General features: G+C 64.0%; 15 protein-coding genes. 5 read left to right on the top strand and 10 right to left on the bottom strand.

The window, feature by feature from the left end:
- Positions 1-2: 2 nt before the first annotated feature.
- The 7 genes from ACFVJ3_RS45540 to ACFVJ3_RS45510 form a co-directional block, all read right to left on the bottom strand.
- Positions 3-1,685 carry an AMP-binding protein gene (locus ACFVJ3_RS45540; RefSeq protein WP_378458334.1) on the bottom strand — a complete coding sequence of 561 codons (1,683 nt, stop codon included), beginning with the start codon at positions 1,683-1,685 and terminating at the stop codon, positions 3-5.
- Positions 1,682-2,617, bottom strand: a complete 936-nt coding sequence (locus ACFVJ3_RS45535; RefSeq protein ID WP_378458333.1) for an SMP-30/gluconolactonase/LRE family protein — start codon at positions 2,615-2,617, stop codon at positions 1,682-1,684. The genes ACFVJ3_RS45540 and ACFVJ3_RS45535 overlap by 4 nt, the downstream gene beginning before the upstream one ends.
- Positions 2,617-3,750 (bottom strand): CaiB/BaiF CoA transferase family protein, encoded by a 1,134-nt coding sequence (locus ACFVJ3_RS45530; protein WP_378458332.1) that lies wholly within the window; start codon positions 3,748-3,750, stop codon positions 2,617-2,619. The genes ACFVJ3_RS45535 and ACFVJ3_RS45530 overlap by 1 nt, the downstream gene beginning before the upstream one ends.
- Positions 3,747-4,151 (bottom strand): Zn-ribbon domain-containing OB-fold protein, encoded by a 405-nt coding sequence (locus tag ACFVJ3_RS45525; protein ID WP_378458331.1) that lies wholly within the window; start codon positions 4,149-4,151, stop codon positions 3,747-3,749. The genes ACFVJ3_RS45530 and ACFVJ3_RS45525 overlap by 4 nt, the downstream gene beginning before the upstream one ends.
- Positions 4,148-5,323, bottom strand: coding sequence for a thiolase family protein (locus tag ACFVJ3_RS45520; protein ID WP_378458330.1), 1,176 nt, complete (start codon positions 5,321-5,323; stop codon positions 4,148-4,150). Before ACFVJ3_RS45520 ends, ACFVJ3_RS45525 begins: the two co-directional genes overlap by 4 nt.
- Before the next feature lie 231 nt (positions 5,324-5,554).
- Entirely contained in the window at positions 5,555-6,667 is a 1,113-nt protein-coding gene (locus ACFVJ3_RS45515; protein WP_378458329.1) for an NDMA-dependent alcohol dehydrogenase, read from the bottom strand.
- Positions 6,668-6,693: 26 nt separating this feature from the next.
- Positions 6,694-8,196 (bottom strand): aldehyde dehydrogenase family protein, encoded by a 1,503-nt coding sequence (locus tag ACFVJ3_RS45510; protein WP_378458328.1) that lies wholly within the window; start codon positions 8,194-8,196, stop codon positions 6,694-6,696.
- Positions 8,197-8,439: 243 nt separating this feature from the next.
- Here ACFVJ3_RS45510 and ACFVJ3_RS45505 point away from each other — a divergent pair, with 243 nt between their 5' ends.
- Entirely contained in the window at positions 8,440-9,198 is a 759-nt protein-coding gene (locus ACFVJ3_RS45505; RefSeq protein WP_378458327.1) for a GntR family transcriptional regulator, read from the top strand.
- Between the two features lie 94 nt (positions 9,199-9,292).
- Here ACFVJ3_RS45505 and ACFVJ3_RS45500 read toward each other — a convergent pair whose 3' ends face one another.
- Complete coding sequence (locus tag ACFVJ3_RS45500) at positions 9,293-9,622, bottom strand: LuxR C-terminal-related transcriptional regulator (RefSeq protein WP_378458326.1); 330 nt, start codon at positions 9,620-9,622, stop codon at positions 9,293-9,295.
- Positions 9,623-9,971: 349 nt separating this feature from the next.
- Here ACFVJ3_RS45500 and ACFVJ3_RS45495 point away from each other — a divergent pair, with 349 nt between their 5' ends.
- The 3 genes from ACFVJ3_RS45495 (at position 9,972) to ACFVJ3_RS45485 (ending at position 13,753) form a co-directional block, all read left to right on the top strand.
- Positions 9,972-11,291, top strand: a complete 1,320-nt coding sequence (locus ACFVJ3_RS45495) for an MFS transporter (protein ID WP_378458325.1) — start codon at positions 9,972-9,974, stop codon at positions 11,289-11,291.
- Positions 11,292-11,417: 126 nt separating this feature from the next.
- Positions 11,418-12,197, top strand: a complete 780-nt coding sequence (locus ACFVJ3_RS45490) for an alpha/beta fold hydrolase (RefSeq protein ID WP_378458324.1) — start codon at positions 11,418-11,420, stop codon at positions 12,195-12,197.
- A gap of 191 nt (positions 12,198-12,388) precedes the next feature.
- Positions 12,389-13,753, top strand: a complete 1,365-nt coding sequence (locus ACFVJ3_RS45485) for an MFS transporter (protein ID WP_378458323.1) — start codon at positions 12,389-12,391, stop codon at positions 13,751-13,753.
- Positions 13,754-13,796: 43 nt separating this feature from the next.
- Here the strand turns inward: ACFVJ3_RS45485 and alr are convergent, their stop codons facing one another.
- Positions 13,797-14,990 carry an alanine racemase gene (gene alr, locus ACFVJ3_RS45480; protein ID WP_378458322.1) on the bottom strand — a complete coding sequence of 398 codons (1,194 nt, stop codon included), beginning with the start codon at positions 14,988-14,990 and terminating at the stop codon, positions 13,797-13,799.
- Positions 14,991-15,233: 243 nt separating this feature from the next.
- Between alr and ACFVJ3_RS45475 the strand changes: the two genes are divergently transcribed.
- The gene (locus ACFVJ3_RS45475; protein ID WP_378458321.1) at positions 15,234-18,716 is read left to right on the top strand and encodes a protein kinase; all 3,483 of its coding nucleotides are present in this window, start codon (positions 15,234-15,236) and stop codon (positions 18,714-18,716) included.
- A 5-nt stretch (positions 18,717-18,721) separates the two neighbouring features.
- Here ACFVJ3_RS45475 and ACFVJ3_RS45470 read toward each other — a convergent pair whose 3' ends face one another.
- Positions 18,722-19,339: a hypothetical protein gene (locus tag ACFVJ3_RS45470; RefSeq protein ID WP_378458320.1), complete on the bottom strand. Its 618-nt coding sequence runs from the start codon at positions 19,337-19,339 to the stop codon at positions 18,722-18,724.
- Positions 19,340-19,484 lie beyond the last annotated feature (145 nt).

Here is a 19,484-nt window from a genome sequence, read left to right as displayed (position 1 = left end):
TGTCAGTGGTCGGCGAGCGGAGTGGAAACCGCCGGGCTGGGCATCCCGGTGGCGTCGAGCCCGAGTTCGATGAGCGCACGTTCGCGTAGCCGGGCCTTGGGTACCTTGCCGCTGGCGACCCGCGGGAAGCCGGCGCTGGTTCCGAAGATCACATGATGCGGGGCTTTGTACTTGGCGGCCTTGCTGCGGACGTGGTCCTGGATCCGGGCGAGGGTGACGTCGTCGCGGTCGGCGTCGACGAAGACGACGATTGCCTCACCGCGGACGATGTCGGGGATGCCCACGGCATGCACTTCACGGACGCCGGCGATCTCCCCGACCAGTAGTTCTACTTCGAGGGGGCTGACGTTGATGCCGCCGGGTTTCATCATCTCCGAGAGCCGGGAGTGGAAGTGCAGGTACCCGTGCCCGTCCATGTATCCGAGGTCGCCGGTGCGGAAGAAGCCGTCGGTGGTCATGACCTCGCGATTGCGGTCGGGATCCTTGTAATACCCGCGCATGACGTGTCCGCGGATCAGGATCTGTCCGATTTCACCGGCCGGTAGCGGGTCGTCGGTTTCCGGGTCGGCGACGCGGATGTCCCAGTCGGGGAGGGGGCGGCCGATGGTGCCCTCGGCCCGCTCGACGGGGTCGTGGGCATCGGTCAGCGCGCACAACCCGTAGGACTCGGTCAATCCGTAGATGCTGGTACCCAGGGTCAGTCCGAGTGCGGCGCGGGCGAGTTGACGGTCTGCTTTGCTCAGGCCGAGGACACCCTTGCGAAGGCTGAGTTGGCGGCGAGCGCGGTCGGGATGGTCGACGAGGCTCCGGGTCATGTTGCCCAGTCCGTAGTAGGCGGTGCAGCGTTCACGTTCGAGCAGTTCGAGGGCTCGGCCGGGTTCGTACACCTCCATGAGAACCACGCACGCGCCGTGGGTCCAGGTCGCGCCGAGGGCCTGGACGACACCGAGTCCGTAGAACAGCGGTGTCGCGAGAAAGGACCGGTCCTGCTCGTCGAGCGCCTGCCGTTCGCCGATGTTGAAGGTATTGACGATGGCGTGGTGGTGTTCGAGCGCGACACACTTCGGTCGCGCCGTGCTGCCACTGGTGTAGATGAGGTACACGAGGTCGTCCGGCTCGACAGCGGCTTCGGCGCCGGCCAGTACCGCATCGCTGATCTGCTCTCCGCGCCCGAGGAACTGGTGTAGCGGTACCGCAGCCGGGAGGCGGTGCTCTCCGAGCTCGACGACCTGGCGCAACGCCGGCAATGCCGTGTCGTGGAGTACGCCGTCGGTGCCGGGTTCCTTGGCGGCCGCCGCGACGGTGCCCGCGACTATGGGCACATAGTCCGTGCCGCGCAGCCGGTCGAAGAACAGCAGGGCCTTCACATCGCCGTGGTCGAGCGCGTACGAGAGCTCATCGGTCTTGTACCAGGTGTTGATCGGCACGACGGCGGCGCCTATCCGGGCCCCGGCCATCGCGGTGTACAGCCATTCGGGTCGGTTACCTGCCAAGATGGCGATCGAGTCACCGCGGCCGATCCCTATGGCTAGCAGTGCCTTCGACCATCGGCTGACCTCGTGATCGAGCTCGGCGAAGGTGATATCGGTGCCTTCGAAAGAGATCGCGGCGCGGATGGGGAAGCGGTCGGCCATTTCGTGCAGCAATGCCCCCCAGGTGTGTGCGGTAGGAGCTGATGCGGTCATTGGAGTTCCTCGGGTTGTGCAGGCGATGAAACGATTGGGGCAGCTGCAGGTGGGGTGGGGGAGCCGGGGATTTCGACGGGAAAGGCGAGCACGCGCCCGCCCTTGGCGACGGTGACAATGAGACGGTCGAGCGCGGGGCCGGCGAAGCAGACGCTGGTGGGCATCGTTCCTTCACCGATCGCCAACTGCTCACGCATCTGCCCGGCCGGGTCGAAGTAGGTGACGGTTCCCGATTTGCTGCCCGCCACCCACAGCCCGCCCTGCGCGTCGATGGTGATGCCGTCGGGGGTGGAGACAGCGATCTGCGGGAAGTCATGATCGACGGTCGCGGTGTGGGCGGTGACCAGGTAGCGGCGTACCCGGTTTCGGGCGGTCTCGGCGACGTACAGGTGTTCCGGGTAGGGCCCGAACGCGATGCCATTGGGGAAGAAGACGTCGTCGAGAACGACTGTTGCGTGATCGGCCGCGGGATCGTATCTCCAGACGCGACCTGGCAGGGCCGCGTCGCCGAAGCCGTGTCCGTTCGGGTCGGTGAACCAGAGGGCGCCGTCCGGCCCGAACGTGCAGTCCGACGGGGCGTCTACATTTCCGCTGGAGATGATGCTCGGCGTGGCGGGAGCACGGTAGTCCCAGACTTGGATGGACGGAGAGACCGGCAGCTGTGATCGGGTAGGCATCACGTCGCCACCATTCTGGGTGATCCACAGTCGCCCGTCGCGCCCGAGCGTCATGCCGTTCGGTCCGCCACCGGTTTCGGCGGCCGCCACAGCCGGGCGACCGTCGAGGAAGACCTCGTACAGCGCGCCGCGGCTGAGGCTCGTGACGAACAATCGGCCGTCGGTGGTCCACACCGGTCCCTCGGTAAAGCCGATGTTCTCTGCGAGGGTCAGGCCATCGTCGATCGTTCTGGTGGTGATCGAGGGTGCCGCCATCAGTGCTGTCCTGTTCTGGTTGTCGCCGCCGTCGCGCAGATGGTCGACGCCCACTGCGTCATCAAGGTCTCTGCGGGCTTGCTCTCGCCGCCGTTGGCGGCGCCCGGTGTTCTGCTGTATCGGGGAGCGGGCGCCGGTTCGACGCGATCCTCCCGGAGAAGGGTGCCCCGGGACTGCATGTGCGGGTCGGTCACCGCCTCGTCGAGCGTGAGGACGGGGGATACGCACGCGTCGAGTTCGGCGAAGACCGCCGTCCATTCTTCGCGGGTTTTCGTCCGGAAGATACTCGCGAACCGATCCTTCATGGCCGGCCACTGCGCCTGGTCCTGTTGTGCCGGCAGGTCGGTGTCGGCGAGCCCGAGACCGCGGAGTAGCCGCTGGTAGAACTGCGGCTCGATACTGCCCACGGCCATGAAAGCGTCGTCTGCGGTTCGGTAGACGTTGTAGAAGTGCGAACCGCTGTCGATGCTGTTCGTGCCGGGTTCGCTCGACCAGTTCCCGGTGGACTTCCGATTCCAGATACCGCTCATCAGCAGGCTGGTTCCGTCGATCATCGCGGCGTCGACGACCTGACCGACATTGCTCGTCACCCGCTCGTAGAGCGCGGCGAGTATTCCTGTGACCAGAAGCATCCCGCCGCCGCCGTAATCACCTACGAGGTTGAGCGGCGGAACGGGAACTTCCCCCTGGCGGGTGATGGACCGGAGGGCACCGGTCAGCGCGAGATAGTTGATATCGTGCCCAGCGGTATTCGCGAGCGGTCCGTCCTGCCCCCAGCCGGTCATCCTGGCGTAGATCAATGCAGGATTTCGTCCCAGGCAGATGTCAGGCCCCAGCCCAAGACGTTCCATCACACCCGGCCGGAATCCTTCGATGAGCACGTCGGCGTGTCCGATGGCATCGAGAGCACGGTCGCGTTCGTGTGGATCCTTCAAATCGAGACTCAGTTCGCCGGCCCGGCATCGTCCGAGGATGCCGACGTCGTTTGTGTTCTGGCCGGGCCGGTTGATGCGCAAAACTTCCGCGCCGGCGTCGGCGAGCATCATCGCGGCGAACGGTGCCGACCCGAGCGCGGCGATCTCGACAACGCGTAATCCACGGAGCGGGCCGCGAGAGGGGGCTGTGTGGGTCATGTGCCTTCCTTGTCGGCTGGGACGAAGATCAGGTGTGACTCTCCGTCGTCGGTGGTAGTGAATTCGGCGCGGACTCGCTGCCCGATCCGGAGCGAGGAGGACGTTGGCACCCCGGCGAGGTTCCCGTAGATCTTGGCGCCCTCGTCGAGTTCGATGACTGCGACGACGTACGGGTTCGGTAGGTGGAAACCGGTCAGGTAGGTCTTGTGGAAGGTTGCACACGTCCACAACTGTCCCTCGCCGCTCACCCGGTTCCACCGGGGGCTCTCCGTGCTTCCGCATCGAGTGCAGACCGCTTTCGGCGGAAATTGCTGGGTTCCGCAGGCCGCGCAGACGCTGATCAACAGCTCATGGCGGGCCAGCCCCTCGAGGTGGGCGGTCAACAGATATCGGGGGTTCATGCCTGCGCTCCGTACACGACCGAGGTCACTACGGGAGCGGCGCACAGGTATTGGGCGATGGTCGCATCCTGTACCTGGCGGTCTCCGCAGGTTCTCCTCAGCTGGCGGACGGCCTCGACGTTCAGCGCCCACCCTTGCATGTAACTTTCCGACAGATGACCGCCGGAGGTGTTGATCGGCAGCTCACCGCGCAGCCCGATTCGGCCGTCTTGGATCCATGCTCCGGACTCGCCCGGTGCACAGAATCCGAGGCCCTCCAGGGTGAAAAGCACATTGGGGCTGAAGTTGTCGTATGCCATCAGGACATCGACGTCGGCCCGGCTGCAATCGGCCATTGTGTACGCCTGCTGCCCTGCGGTGGCGATCGCCTCGCGCCAGAAGTCGTCCGGGGGGAAATCGGAGTTGCATAGCTGACCTTGTTGTCCGAACCCCAGGACATGCACGGGCGGTTGAGCGCAGTCTCGGGCTCTCTCAGCAGATGTGAGGATCATGGCCACCCCGCCGTCGTTGATCAGGCAGTAGTCGTAGATCTTCAGCGGTTCGACGATGAATCGGGACTCGAGGTAGATCTCGCGTGAGATGGGATCTTTGAACACGGCGTGCGGATTCAGCGATGCGTGGTCTCGCAGGGTGACCGCGACCTGCGCCAGTTGTTCGGCGGTGGTGCCGTACTGCGCACAGTGCCGCTGGAACATCATCGCGTAGAAAGCTCCGGGCGAGGTCATCCCGTACGGCAAGGTCAGCGCCGGATTGGTGCCGTATCCCTCGGCGGCCGCGCTGGCGCTCGCGCCGCCGCCTCCATAGGTGTGCCCACCCGAGCGCCCATTGTTGCCGTACACCAGCGCGATGGTGGAGGCCATTCCGGTCGTGATGGCCAGTACCGCCATCTGGATGGCGATGCCGGTCATACGTCCCTCTGCCGGCAGCTGCGCCGTCCAACGTGGCTCGATTCCCATCCGCGAGGCCACCGTCTCGTAACTGCTCACCCGGTTCACGATCAACCCGTCGAGGTCGCGCGCGGTCAATCCGGCATCGGCGAGTGCGGCCTCGAGTGCGGTCAAGGCCAAATCGTCGGCGGAGGAACCCGGTAGATTGCCGAATTCGGTCGTGCCGACCCCGACCACCGCGGTGGCCGCGCGAAGTGCGGCGCGATCTGCGCGATGAACCTGCACTGAAACTCCATTTGATAATTGATACATACGGACAACTTACAAATTACTGTGTCATTTCCGGCAGTGTTTCGCAAGAGGGGATGGGGTCGGTGGTGTTCCGAATACTTCTGTGCTGCTGGGGGATCGGCGCGCGGCAGAGTGGGGTTTACCGGGTTTACCGGATGCGCGGGCATGCCAAGGCGCCTCCCGGGCTAGAGGAGCCCGGAAGGCCGCCGAAGTGCTGGCTGGCGCTCAGAGTGAGAAGTCGATGATTCCGCGGATGTTCTTTCCGTCCCGCAAGTCCTGATAGCCCTGGTTGATCTCGTCGAGCTTGTAGCGGGTGGTGATGAGCTCGTCGAGCTTGAGCTGACCTGCATCATAGAGTCGCAGCAGCCGGACGATGTCGTACTGCGGGTTCGACGAACCGAACAGAGTGCCCTTGATGGTCTTCTCCATGAACACCATTTCCTGGCCTGACACGTGGACAGTGAGGTTGGCGGCGTTGGACACGCCCGTGACCACCACTGTCGAGCCCTTTCCGATCACCTTGAATGCCGCCGTAATGGTTTCCTCGTCCATGGTGCCGATGAGCACGAGGGCCTGGTCGGCGCCCTGGCCCCAGGTGAGTTCGGTGACCTTTTCCTGTGCTTCCTCGCCGCTGGAGAAGACATGGGTCGCTCCGAATTTGAGCGCGGTGTCCCGCTTGAATTCGACCGGATCGACGCACACGACGTACTTCGCTCCGGCGTGCACCGCACCCTGGACCGCGTTGGTGCCCAGTCCGCCGATCCCGTAAATGACGGTGGTGTCTCCGGGGCGAACGTTGCCGGCGTTGACTGCGGTGCCCCATCCGGTCGGGACGCCGCACCCGACGAGCACCGCGCTGTCGAGTGGAAGCCAGTCGTCGACCTTCACGACCGAGTACTCAGACACGGTGGCGAATTCGGAGAAGGCCCCGAGCATGCAGAAGGCACTGTAGTCGGTGCCGTCCTTGTGCAGCCGGAAAGTGCCGTCCGGCATGCTGCCTTCGAGAATTGTGGATCCGGCATCGCAGAGGTTCTGGCGTCCGGTCGAGCAGTACCGGCAGATGCCGCAACTCGGTGTGAAGCTGCAGACCACATGGTCACCGACCACGACCTTCTTCACCCCGGGGCCGATCTTCTCGACGATGCCCGCTGCTTCGTGTCCGCCCACCATCGGATAGCGCACGGCTAGATCGCCGTCCATCATGTGCAGATCCGAATGGCACAGTCCGGCCGCAGACATCCGCAACATGACCTCCCCGGGGCCGGGATCGTCGATGTCCAGCTCCACGATCTCGAAGGGGGCGTGGGGTGCGGTCAGTACGGCAGCGCGTGTCTTCATTGTTCTTCCGATCGTTCGAGGGGGTTTCAGCTGTGCATGGTCCAGACGGACTTGGTTTCCAGATATCCGTCGAGGCTGTCAGGGCCCAGGTCACGGCCGTAGCCGGACTGGTGGTACCCACCGAAGGGAGCTGCTGGATCGGTCAAACCCCAGCCGTTGACGTAGACGGTCCCGGCCTGCAGTCGGCGTGTCATCGTCTGGACGGTGTTCACGTTCTTCGTCCAGATACCCGCGGCCAAGCCGTAGTCGCTGGCATTTGCTCGTTCGATGACCTCGTCGATGTGGTCGAAGGCAAGAACCACGAGGACCGGACCAAAGATCTCCTCGCGGACACATTCCATGTCGTCGGTCACGTTGGCGATGATCGTCGGGGGGTAGAAGTGTCCGGTCAGATCGGCGGGAACCTGCGCGGGCTGATAGACCGTGGCGCCCTCGTCCTTTGCACGTTGGACGTATCCCTGGACGCGCTCGAGTTGCGCACCGTTGGCGAGGGGCCCGAAGTCGACGCCCTCGTCGATTCCGTGTCCAATCCTCAACTGCCCTGCGATCGAGGTGAGCTGTTCGATTACCTCGTCGTGAATGTCCTTATGAACGAACAAACGGGATGGGGCACTGCAGGTCTGGCCGGAGTGCCAGAAGATGCCACCCGCAGAACCGGTCACCGCCTCCTCTACATCGGCGTCGGGGAGGATGATGTTGGCGGACTTGCCGCCCAGTTCCAGGGTTACCCGTTTGACGTCGTCTGCGGCTTGACGGGCGATGCGCTTGCCGACCTTCGTCGAACCGGTGAATGTGAGCTTATTGACCCCCGGATGGGCGACCAGTGCTTGACCAGCGGTGCCGCCTGTGCCCGGCACGACGTTGAGCACGCCGGGAGGCAGTCCGGCCTCGATGGCCAGCTCCGCCAGCCACAGCGCCGACAGGGGTGTTTCCTCGGAAGGCTTGAGGACCATCGTGCACCCGGACGCCAAGGCGGGACCGATCTTCCAACCGCACAGCAGAAGTGGGAAGTTCCACGCGGTGATCGCGCCCACCACTCCGACCGGTTCGCGTTCGGTGCGTAGGTGAATGTTGGGATGAGACACCGGGACGGTCGAACCGACGATCTTGGTGGGCCAGCCGGCGTAGTAGTGGAACGCCCGCGCGGCGAACTCGACATCGATGTTTCGTGCTGCGCCGAGAACCTTCCCCGCATCGAGGACCTCGAGCTGGGCGAAGTCGTCGGCGTGCTGGTAGATCAGATCGCCGATGCGATGAAGGATGCGTCCGCGGTCCAGTGGACTCATCTGCCGCCACGGGGCGGACTCGGTGAACGCGCGCCGGGCGGCATCGACCGCGGCGGCGACATCGTCCACTCCTCCGGAGGCCGTAACCGCGATCTGGCGGCCGGTTGCCGGGTCGAAGACGGGTATCTCCTCGCCGCTGAGCGCTGAGCGTCGTTCGCCGTCGATGAAAACGTGCGGAGCGGTTTTCAGACGCTCGACGACAGCGGAGGACAGAAGGTGATCAGTCGATGCGGTGATTGTCATCGTGCCTCTCAATGGATATGTGATACATCAGGTGTGACTCACGTTACGTCATCGAGGTGCTTCAAGTCGAGTCCGCCCAACCGCCCAGCGCGTCCGACACGCGGCCCTTCCGCCGCCTCGGCGGCACATAGGCAGAAGAGAGGCTGTTCAGGGCTATTTATCTGGTGCCACTGTTAGTGGGAGAAGCTGTCGGCTTATGACGTAACGCTGTGTCGGCGGACCGCGCTACACTAGCCAGTGTTGATGATTGATCAAATAAGGGGAGTCGATATGACAGCGTTCGACGCCGGAATCGATGTGCCGAGCAGTGCTGCACGGAACGGTGGCCGACGTGAGGACGCTCGTCCTCAGGTTCTGCGGCGGAACATGAGTGGTCAGGTCGTCGACTACATCAAGACGATGATCTTCGACGGGTCTCTGATCAGGGGGCAGCGAGTGCCCCAGGACCAAATCGCCAAAGATCTCGGGGTCAGTCGCCTGCCGGTTCGGGAAGCGCTCATCGCCCTCGAAGCCGAGGGATTGATCGACTCCGAACCGCATCGTGGTTCCTTCGTCGTTCCCATCCTGCGCGAGGACATCGACGATCACTACCGGATCTACGGAATGGTGCAGGGGCTCGCATCGCGCCGCGCCGCATCCCGGATCACCCAGCCAACGCTTGCACGGCTGCATGAGCTGCACGAACTCATGCAGAAGAGCGACGATCCTGAGCTTCTTCACAACCTGAACTGGGAGTTCCACGCCCTCATCAACCAAACGGGTGGCAGCCGGCGCCTACTGTCGGTGCTGCGGCAGCTTGCCAAGAACCTGCCACGGGCCGTATACGAGGCACCCCCCGGTGCGAGTCCCGAAGCCAATCGGAGTCACCAGAAGATGCTGGACGCTTTGGAGCGTGGGGACGGGGCAGGGGCAGACGCTGCATCGCGCGAACACGTTCAGTTCGAGGGGGAGTACGTGATCGCCAAGCTCAAGCGCGATGGGATCCTCGCCGACGACGACTAACGGCAGGCGAAAGACCAGTCAGTGGCCGGGATCACCGGACTTCCCCGTCGACGACGAGAAGAAATGGCCCTGGCGCTGGCGGGCGTCCGCCTTGTCAGTAAATCGGGTAGTCGAATCGCCGCTGGTTCAAGACGAGCGCAATGACTTCCGCCCGTGTCCGCATGCCCAGCTTGCGCAGGATGTGGCTCACATGAAAGCGCACGGTGCTCTCGGCAATGTAGAGCTGCTGTCCGATTTCTCGGTTGGACGAGCCGTCGACCAGGCACTCGAGCACGTCGCGTTCTCGACCGCTCAATGATGCGCCGCGCGTTCCAGCGCCCCCGTCATCGGTGTCGCACGGAACGGCGATCAGCTGGCCGAGGATGTCGAGAGCTGCGCCACGGGCCGCGCGGTCATCCAGCCCATCTGATCGCAGTGCCGTCACGGCACGGTGGACAGCGAGCCACCCGGAGGCGCCGAGAACTGCCTCGTTCCGCGAATGGCAGCGGTCACGATCGGGAAGGGTTGTCGACACTTGCTCCTCTTTCAATGCTCGGGCGCTCCTCGAATGTATCAAATCTATCCTTCCTCAACGATGTCGTGGTGACACGTTCGGAAGACCTTTCCCCATATAGACGCAGGTAAAAGCCATTCTGAGAGAGTGCTTCGGGGAATGTCTTGCCGAAAACGGCACAAAACTTGATAAGTGATGCAAAAACCCGCAAACTATGTGGCGCACGCCACTGCGCGATCTCGCTCCTCCTTGAGCCCCTTTGACGTCACCAGGAGACCCCATGACAGAAATTGCCGTTGACGACGACGGTTTGCGCGAAAGACCACCAACCGCCACTCTTGCCGCGGATGATCGGCTGCGGCCCTATCACTGGGCTGTCATGGTGCTGGGGGTGCTCGGCTATGCGACCATCGCGGCCGACGCCGCAATTTTCCCCACCAGTTACCCCCTCGTCCAACAGAGCCTGGGTTTCTCCGACAGTGCCGTCGGATACATCTATGCAGGCGGATTCTTCACCTGCGGTGTCATCGCCATGTTCCTCATCGGCCCATTGACGGACCGATTCGGACGTAAACCGCTCTTCGTAGCGGCTATCGCGATTTGCTCGGCGTTCACTATTCTTACTGGATTCGCCTGGAACACAGCATCATTCGGAATTCTACGGTCGATTGCAACCATCGGTTATGTCTCGTGGGGACTGGCTACCGTCCTCATTGCGGAATCGGTACCCGCGAAGCATCGCGGATGGATGACCGGGACCGTACCAGTGGGGTGGGCCATCGGATTCGGATCATCGGCCTTCTTCTCCGAACACATCGCCGCCAGCATGGGATGGCGGGCGGTGTTCTGGATCGTCGGCATACTCCCCTTGGCCTTCGGTATCGCCGTCTCCTTCGTCATCAAGGAAACACCGCACTTCCAGGATCTCCAGCATGCCCGTCGAACTGGGGCGAGCAGGTTCCACATCGACGTCGCCAAGACGGAGAAAAGTGTACTCTCCCAGCTGTGGGCGGCCGATATGCGTCGCCGCACCATCGGGGTGACCCTGTTCTTCCTCTTCATCGTGCCCCAATACGCCATCATGTCCTACTTCGGACTGAGCTTCCTGCAGGGTAAGGACATTTCGTTCCTCGAGGCCAACCGGGCAATCACCTGGGCAAACTGGCTCGGGATCGTCACCATCCTCGCCGCCAGTTTCGTCACACGGGGCAAGGGTGCCCACTACACCCTCACCGCCGTCGGGGTGCTCGGATCCGTATGCGCAATCTTCATGGTGTACCTGGCGACACCGTCGACGATCGTGCCCTGGTTCATCGTGTACGTCTTGATCACCATCGGTCTCTGGGGCGGGTCCTCGAATTTTCTCCAGGAAGCCTTTCCCACGCGTATTCGTGGCACGGGCGGAGCATGGGGTTCGGGCATGTTGTGGACCAGCTACGGGACTCTCGCGCTCATCGTCGCCCCTCTGCTGACCATCTACAGCTGGAATGTGTTGGTCATCGTCTTCGGTGCCGTTCTACCGCTGATCGCGCTGATCGGCCTGTGGATGGTCCCCCGGCCGAAGGCACTCAACTCCAACCTCGAAGACCTGGTGCACTGACATGCGTTGCCGCGCAAACGGAACCAACCGGAGCCTTGCGCCCCCGTGGTCGAACGCCCTCTCCCCGACTCTCCCCACCGGCCTCCGGCCGAGCTACACGACGCACTGGTCCGAAGGAAAGAGCCGATGAACGATTTCGACGTCACAGACCATGGGCACGGCCCAGCCGTGCTCTTCAGCCACGGCACGCTCCTGGACCGGACCATGTACGCCGAGCAAACCGCTGCTCTGGCCGATCGCTACCGAACCATCGCCTACACCAGCAGGGCTGGAACGTCGGAATACGGCACTGAATACGACCTCGACTCCCTGGTCACCGATTGTCTGGAGGTCGCTGCCCGAGCAGGAGTCGACCGATTCGTACTGGTGGGAATGTCGGTGGGCGGTTTCATGGCGATCGAGTTGGCCCTGAAGTACCCGGATCGGCTGGCCGGGCTGGTCCTGATGGACACGATGGCAGACGCCTACACCAGCGAGGAGAAGGCTCAGTTCGCCGAAGTGTTCAGGCCCATGAAGAGCGAAGAGCCGATCTCCGCGAGCTTTGCACAGACCTTTGTTCCGATCATCTTCGGCCCGAAGGCCATCGCGAACCGTCCCGACTTGATCGATCGGTGGGTGCGCAAGTGGCGGACGAGATCGTCGCGGTCGGTATGGGGCGAGTACAACTCGTGGATCGGCAAGAGTGAACGCCTTTCCCGACTGTCCGAGATACAGATTCCGACCCTCATCGTGCACGGTGAGGACGACAACGGCATCGACGTCGCCGCAGCCGAACGGATGCATGCCCGGATACCGGGATCGGCTTTCGCCCGAATCCCCGGCGCGGGTCACTTGGTGACCGAGGAGAACCCCGACGCCGTGACAACGGCGCTGACCACTTTCCTAGAGGCCCTACCGCGGTGGTAGACCCAGCAGTTCAGATCTTGAGCATCCGTGGACTACCTGCTCTCCCGTCGAACGGCTTCGTCATTCGGCGCCGCGCCGAACTGGTGATCGACGGCGAGCTATCCGCATGAGTGTCGCTCGACTCCAGCCACCGTGGACCACGTCGCCGTGGCCCATCCCTCACGTTTACTGTTTTCTCTGGAGGAACCATCATGAGCGTGTCTAAAAAACGCTCCACCACAAAGATGCTGCGGGTTACCGCAGCAGGATTCGCCGGCACCGCCCTCGAATATTACGACTTCTTTCTCTACGGGACCGCCGCAGCCCTCGTGTTCGGACCGCTGTTCTTTCCGTCATACAGCCCGCTGGCGGGGACCCTCGCCTCCTTCGCGACCTTTGCGGTCGGGTTCCTGGCTAGGCCGTTGGGCAGCGTTCTCTTCGGTGGAATGGGTGACAAGGTCGGCCGGCGCAAGACGCTCGTGGTCTCGCTGTTGATGATGGGCACCGCGACGGTTCTCATCGGCGTGTTGCCGACATTCGAGCAAGTCGGCTGGTTTGCGCCGCTCCTGCTGGTCACCCTCCGATTCGTGCAAGGCATCGCGATGGGCGGGGAGTGGGGTGGAGCGGCACTGATGCTTGTCGAGCATTCACCTCCGCACCGGCGCGGGCTGTATGGCAGCACCGTCCAGATGGGGGTGCCCGGTGGACTCCTGTTGTCGACCATCGCCATCACGGTCAGTGATCACATTTCCGGCGACGCTTTCGACACCTGGGGATGGAGGATCCCGTTCCTGCTCAGCGGCGTCCTCTTCGCCATCTCGATGTTCATTCGTCTCGGCGTCGAGGAAACTCCGGACTTCACCGCACTGCAGTCCGCATCGGCCCAGCAAAGCACCCCGGTGCGTTCACTGCTGCGCAATCAATGGCGGGAAGTCGCTCTGGCTGCGGGCGTTATCGCCCCTGGAGGGATACTGTTCTATCTGGTTTCCACCTACGCCGTCTCCTACGGCACCACAGTCTTGGACCTCAGCCGCACCACGATGCTCAATGCGCTGCTCGCCGCCTCGCTCGTCTATCTGATCAGTCTGCCGGTATCCGGTCATCTGAGTGATCGGTTCTCCCGCCGTGCCGTTATTCTGACCGGGTGCGTCACCGCGCTGTTCGGAGGTTTCGTCTTGTTCGGGCTGATGAACACCGGGTCGGGCTGGGCCGCGTTCTTGGGTATCACCTTCATGCTGGCGGTTGTGCACTCGGCACTGCAAGCCCCGCAGCCGGCCTTCCTCGCGGAGCGATTCAGTGTCGATGTCCGGTTCAGCGGCGTCGCGTTGAGTCAGGCGCTGTCAGTCAGCGTCATCGGCGGCACCGCCCCGTTCATGGCGACGCTGTTCTACAGCTGGACACACTCCACCTGGCTGATCTGTACCTGGCTCGCACTCTGGAGCGTGGCTGGGGCCGTCTCGACGATCGCGCTCAGCAGGAGACCATGCGCGATCGACGATGCCGACCAGCTCCCGGCCGATACCGACCGGGATTCCCGACTCGGTGCGTCACGACAACTGACCGGCACCCACGAATAGTTCCGTGGATGCGGATAGCTCCGCGGATAGCACATCCGCGGAGCTATGCGCCGGGGGTGCCCGGCGCGCCACCGACATAACGCCACTCGATCCGACCACGCAGCCCGCCGAGAATCTCATCCGGTGTCGTCCCGAGCGCGTGCGCCCACTCTTGTGCCCCCGCGGTGCCGCCCACAGTTCCCCCGAACAACACCGCGCGATCTCCCTCCGCGACATCGTTGTTCGTCCCGAGGTAGACCAGTATTTGATCCATGCACACCCGCCCGACCTGGGGTCGCCACCTGCCGCCCAGCAGCACCGACATACGGCCACCCAGTGCACGCGGAATCCCGTCCGCGTACCCCACAGGCAGCAGTGCGATCGAACAGTCCCTCTCTGCCACCCACCGGAACCCGTACGACACGCCGTCGCCCGCCGCGATCTTCTTCACCAGCGCCACCTCCGCCGACAAGGTCAGGGCCGGAACCAGTTCCGCTTCGAGGGCAGAACCCGTCGGCGCGACGCCGTACAGACCGAGGTCGGCGCGGACCAGGTCGAAGTGCAAGTCATTGCGCCTCAGCGTGTGTGCGCCGGCGAGATGGGCGGAATCGAAGGTCACACTGGCCGCGCGTGCGGACTGTAAGTATTCGAGAAAACGGTCGCGGTGTCGATCCATCACAGCGTCGGCATTCGTGTCGCCGCCGGTCGAGGAGTAGATGCCGCGAACGTGCACTATCCCCTCCGATTGAGCGGCGCGTAGCGACCGGAGCAGATCTGCCCAGTGCGGGACCCGGTGGGGGGAACGACCGCAGTCGACGGCTACCTGGACCGTCGCAGTTGTTCCTCGCCGTGCCGCCGCCGTCACGGCCGCCACCTGATCGGCGGATTCAACCGTTACTGCGATGCCGGTTCGGATTCCCGCATCGAGACAGTCGTCCCCGATCCCTTGTACGGGCGCGAACGCCAGGACTGGGGCGCCGATACCGGCCCGGTGAAGGGCGCACCCTTCGGCGATCGTCCGAACCCCCAGTTCCCGCGCTCCAGCCGCCAAGGCGGTGGCCGCGACCGGCACCGCACCGTGGCCGTACGCGTCAGCCTCGACTACCGCCATCAACGGCGCCGTCCCGGCCCGAGCGGTCAGTGCTCTCGTGTTCCGGGAGACGGCGTCGAGGTCGACACAGGCCTCGATGGCAGGTCGCCGGCCTTCGGGAGATGCGGCGCTGCGAGCGATATCTGTTTTCGAGTGGAAGGCTGACATGGTTAGGGCCCTCGATTCGATGGCAAGCGGCCACCCGCATAGGGGGGTGGGGGAGGACGGGCAGTGCCTCGGACGAGGCTGCGAATTCTGCCTGACACCTTACTCGGCCACTACTTCGGTCATCGGGCGTGCAATTGACCGCGTTCGGCGCCAGGTCGGTCGGCGACCAGATTATCCTCGATTCAGTAGGCGAGGTGGGTGATGAGCCGTTTCAAGGCGCCAGGTGCCGGTTCGAGGTTGTAGATGGCCGAGACCGATCCGGGGGCAACACAGCGTGACGAGACTTCAGAGATCGCCGCGGAGCTGGCGGCGGAGGGATTCGAGTGCGCCAGCGAGATCGGACGGGGCGGCTTCGGGGTGGTGTACCGCTGCGATGAGCGGACTCTCGATCGCGTCGTCGCGGTGAAGGTGCTCACCACCTATCACGACCCGGAAGGTGTGGCCCGCTTTCTCCGTGAGCAGAAAGCAATGGGACGCCTGTGCGGGCACCCCAACATCGTCACGATCTATCGTGTCGGAACGACGAGCACCGGCCGCCCGTACCTCGTCATGCATTACCACGAGCCTGGCTCCCTCCAGGCACTGATCGCGTCGGGTCCGATTCCCTGGACCCGTGTCCTGCACCTCGGTATCGAGGTGGCCGGCGCGCTCGAGGCGGCCCACCAGCAATCCGTCCTGCACCGAGACATCAAACCCGCGAACATCTTGATCGACACCTTCGGAGAGCCGCAGCTGACAGATTTCGGCATCGCCCGCATTACCGGCGGATTCGAGACCACGGCCGGTGTGGTGACCGGATCACCCGCCTATACCGACCCCGACGTGCTGCTCGGGGATCCCCCCAGCCCGGCCAGCGATATCTATAGCCTCGGAGCGACCCTGTTCTGCGCGCTCACCGGGCACGCAGCCTTCGAGCGGCGCAGCGGAGAGCCTCTGATCGCCCAGTTCCGGCGCGTCACCAGTCCGACCGGCCCCGTGCTACGCGACTGGCAGGAAGGCATCCCCGAGGAGCTCCGCACCACGATCGAGCACGCCATGGCCCGCGATCGCGGCAACCGTCCCCGCTCGGCTGCCGACTTTGCAAACCAGTTACGCCGCGCCCACCACAACGTCGAGCGAAGCGCACCCGAGGGGATCGCGCCAGAATTGAGTGCCGATCCGGAATACACGTCACCAGCGTCCGGGTTCCGATCCCCGGCACCGCACTTGCGGACCCCGACACACTCCGGTCGGTACTCGGCACCTCCCACACCCTCGACCAGATTCCGACCACCACCACCGAGCCGAATCCTGGTCACCCGTGCCCGCCTGATGCAGGCCCTCCACACCGATCGACGGCGGCGCCTGACCGTGATCCACGCACCCACCGGCTACGGAAAGAGCACCGCCGCGGCGCAGTGGCTCCGCCGGCTCGCCGATGAGAACATCGCCACCGCATGGTTGACCATCGACCGAGACGACAACAATCCCCTCTGGTTCCTCGCACATCTCATCGAAGCCGTCACCACTCCATTGCCGGACTTGGCGACCGAATTGCGTGACACCTTCGAAGCGCACGGTGACCACGCGTGCCCGCACGTGCTGACAACGTTGATCAACACACTGCACGACCAAGACCAACGCCTGGCCCTCGTCATAGACGACTGGCATCGGGTCTCGGATCCCTCGAGTGTGGCGACTCTGACGTACCTACTGGACAACGGTTGCCACCACATCCAGGTCATCGTGACCAGTCGCGCCAAAACAGGACTGCCGATGAGCCGGATGCGCGTTCACGACGAACTCGTCGAGATCGATTCGGCAGCATTACGATTCGACGAAGAAGAAACACAAAACTTCCTTACCGAAACGTCGGGACTGGATTTGGCAACAGTCGACATCGCCAACCTGGCGAGGTCGACCGACGGCTGGGCCGCCGCCATACAGCTGGCGTCGATCTCCCTGCGCTCCTCCGCGGACCCCACCCAGTTCATCGCCCACCTCTCGGGCCGCCACCAAGCGATCGGGGATTTCCTCGCCGAGAACGTCCTCGACTCCATCGACACCGACACGCGCGCATTTCTGCTGGCCACCGCCATCCCCGACCGCATCTGCGCCGACCTGGCTTCAACCCTGACCGACGTGCGCCGCGGTCAGGCGATGCTCGAGCGGATCGAAGAGCGCGACCTGTTCCTGCGCCGAGTCGACGACGAAGGACACTGGTTCCGTTACCACCACATGTTCGCCGAATTCCTGCGGGGCCGCCTCGACACCGACTTTCCCGGGCGATCGACGCAGTTGCATCGATCCGCATCCACCTGGTTCGCCGAGCACCACTTCCTCAGCGAAGCGGTCGATCACTCACTGCGTGCCGGTGATACGGCCGGTGCGGTGGAACTGGTCGAACGCGACGGGACGAATCTGCTCGAGCACTCGCAGATGTCGACGTTGCGTGGACTTGTCGACAAGCTGCCGACCGACAGCACAATATCGAATCCGCGGTTGCAGCTCGCCGCCGCGTGGTCAAACATCCTGCTCTACAACCCCGACCCCGCTCTGCAAGCACTCGACCGCGTCGATGCAGCGCTCATCCACCTCGACGACGCGGAGTCCTCCGCGCTGGCTGCCGAAGCGTCGGTGATCAGAGCAGTCGTGGAATTGCGCGCCGACCGAGCCTCTCGCATAGACGACTTGGTGCGTCAGTGTCTCGATCACCCCGATGACCTCAGGCCATGGGTCGTATCCGTCGCGGCGAACGTCGCGACGTTCGCGAAGATCTGCCGGGCGGACTACCGCGCTGCCCACGCCCTCCAGCAGTGGGCCGCAACGTATCACCAGCGGAACAACGGACCGTACAACTCGGTGCACGGACACTGCTGGGTCGGTATAGCCGCCTTCGAGCAACTCGATGTGAACTTGGCGGAGTCGAGTTTCCGGACCGCGATGAAGATCGCTCAGCAAGTGGATGGACGTCGGTCCTACACAGCTCGGTTAGCTGGCGGGCTCCTCGGTGAAGTTCTGTACGAAAGGGGCGAGATTGTCGAGGCCGAGCGGCTAATCGACGACGGATACGATCTCGGACCGCACGCGGGCGCCGTCGATTTGAAGATCGCCCGGTACGTCGTCGGAGCCCGGATCAAAGCGCTTCGGGGCGACCGGCAGGCGGCGGTCCAACGACTGGACGAGGGAGCACGATTCTCCACGCAGATGCATCTGCCGAGGCTCTACAGCGCCATCGTCAACGAAGCGGCGCGCCTGGACCTTGTCCTGCCGTCCTCAGGTGTCTCACAACCTGCGGATCTCACCTACGCCGAACGGGCGGAGCAGGTGTCCGGTCTCGATGGGGTGATCGCGCAGAACGAGGAGGAGGCGGCAATCCGGCGGTTGGTGCGAACCGGATCGTCGGCGAATGCGGGCCTCGCATGTCAGTGGGCGGGAGAGTGGGCGGACCGCCTGGCGGACAGCGAACGCCACCGGGCCGCACTGCGAGCCCGCCGGCTGCTCGCCGGCTGCCTCGCCGCATCCGGCCGCAGCGCAGAGGCCCGAAATGTGCTCACCGGGGTAGTAGTTCGATGCTCGAAGGCCGGGTTGGTGCGTTTTCTCGCCGATGGGGGCGTACACGTCATGGACACCCTCCGGCACATCGTCGACAACGGCCGTCCGCCTACCGATCCGCCGCCGCTGTCGTCGGACGTTCCACGCGACTTCCTGTTGGCCGCGCTCGCGGCTGATGCCAGCCTGCCGTGAGCCCGTTACCGTAGGGATGACACCGCACCCTCGGTGCTGTGTTGAATCGATCGGCGGGCCGCGGTTCCCGCGGAAGAGGCGAGGATCAAGCCGGCCCCGATGGCGAGCCAGATGGCTGCGACAAGCATGCCGATCCGGAAACCCCACGGGCTGACCACCGAGGCGAGGGCAGGTCCGGCGCTGGCACCGAGAAAGGTGAAGGATCCGTATAGTGCCGTTGCACCGCCCGTTTCTTCCGGACGTATTTGCGCTAGAAGTGATTCGACGATGGCCGACGCCGTGACGGAGACGGCCGCCACGAGCAGCGGCACCGTGATCGACAATGCCGTCAGGGAGTCCGACGACATCGATCCGGCGGCCACGGACATCGCCGCCACACCCAACGCCGCCGCGCCCCGGCGGGCCGGTCGCCACCGCCGCAACACTCGACCCAGAAATGGAATGACGAGCAGCGCCGGCACGGTGATCAAGCGCAGCACCTGCAAGGCCTCGGGGTTTTCGGCAACCGACGGCGGGCCCACCAGCGAGATGGTGGTGAAGACGCTGACATACCCCCCGAGGAAAGTGGCCGCAGCACCAAACAGCGCGACCAACCGCCATCTGCCCAGAATCGTCACCAACACCCGGAAAAGTTGCGCACCACGGGCGTGGTCCATGGGCCGCGGCCGCGGAACTGAGCCTCCCCCGTTTCTCCGGACACTTCCGAACCAGGTTTTATGTGGAGACCGAGGAAGGACATCATGGGAACGAGGAAGTATCCGCCCGAGC

This window comes from Rhodococcus sp. NPDC127593 (assembly GCF_042671975.1).
Taxonomy (GTDB): domain Bacteria; phylum Actinomycetota; class Actinomycetes; order Mycobacteriales; family Mycobacteriaceae; genus Rhodococcus_F.
This window is presented reverse-complemented; position numbering and strand designations above follow the sequence as displayed.

Bases quoted from the DNA above. Each gene is read 5' to 3' on its own strand.
- ACFVJ3_RS45495 (WP_378458325.1), top strand. From the start codon at position 9,972: ATGACAGAAATTGCCGTTGACGACGACGGTTTGCGCGAAAGACCACCA.
- ACFVJ3_RS45510 (WP_378458328.1), bottom strand. From the start codon at position 8,196: ATGACAATCACCGCATCGACTGATCACCTTCTGTCCTCCGCTGTCGTC.
- ACFVJ3_RS45530 (WP_378458332.1), bottom strand. From the start codon at position 3,750: ATGACCCACACAGCCCCCTCTCGCGGCCCGCTCCGTGGATTACGCGTT.
- ACFVJ3_RS45485 (WP_378458323.1), top strand. From the start codon at position 12,389: ATGAGCGTGTCTAAAAAACGCTCCACCACAAAGATGCTGCGGGTTACC.
- alr (WP_378458322.1), bottom strand. From the start codon at position 14,990: ATGTCAGCCTTCCACTCGAAAACAGATATCGCTCGCAGCGCCGCATCT.
- ACFVJ3_RS45515 (WP_378458329.1), bottom strand. From the start codon at position 6,667: ATGAAGACACGCGCTGCCGTACTGACCGCACCCCACGCCCCCTTCGAG.
- ACFVJ3_RS45540 (WP_378458334.1), bottom strand. From the start codon at position 1,685: ATGACCGCATCAGCTCCTACCGCACACACCTGGGGGGCATTGCTGCAC.
- ACFVJ3_RS45490 (WP_378458324.1), top strand. From the start codon at position 11,418: ATGAACGATTTCGACGTCACAGACCATGGGCACGGCCCAGCCGTGCTC.
- ACFVJ3_RS45475 (WP_378458321.1), top strand. From the start codon at position 15,234: ATGGCCGAGACCGATCCGGGGGCAACACAGCGTGACGAGACTTCAGAG.
- ACFVJ3_RS45525 (WP_378458331.1), bottom strand. From the start codon at position 4,151: ATGAACCCCCGATATCTGTTGACCGCCCACCTCGAGGGGCTGGCCCGC.
- ACFVJ3_RS45535 (WP_378458333.1), bottom strand. From the start codon at position 2,617: ATGGCGGCACCCTCGATCACCACCAGAACGATCGACGATGGCCTGACC.
- ACFVJ3_RS45505 (WP_378458327.1), top strand. From the start codon at position 8,440: ATGATTGATCAAATAAGGGGAGTCGATATGACAGCGTTCGACGCCGGA.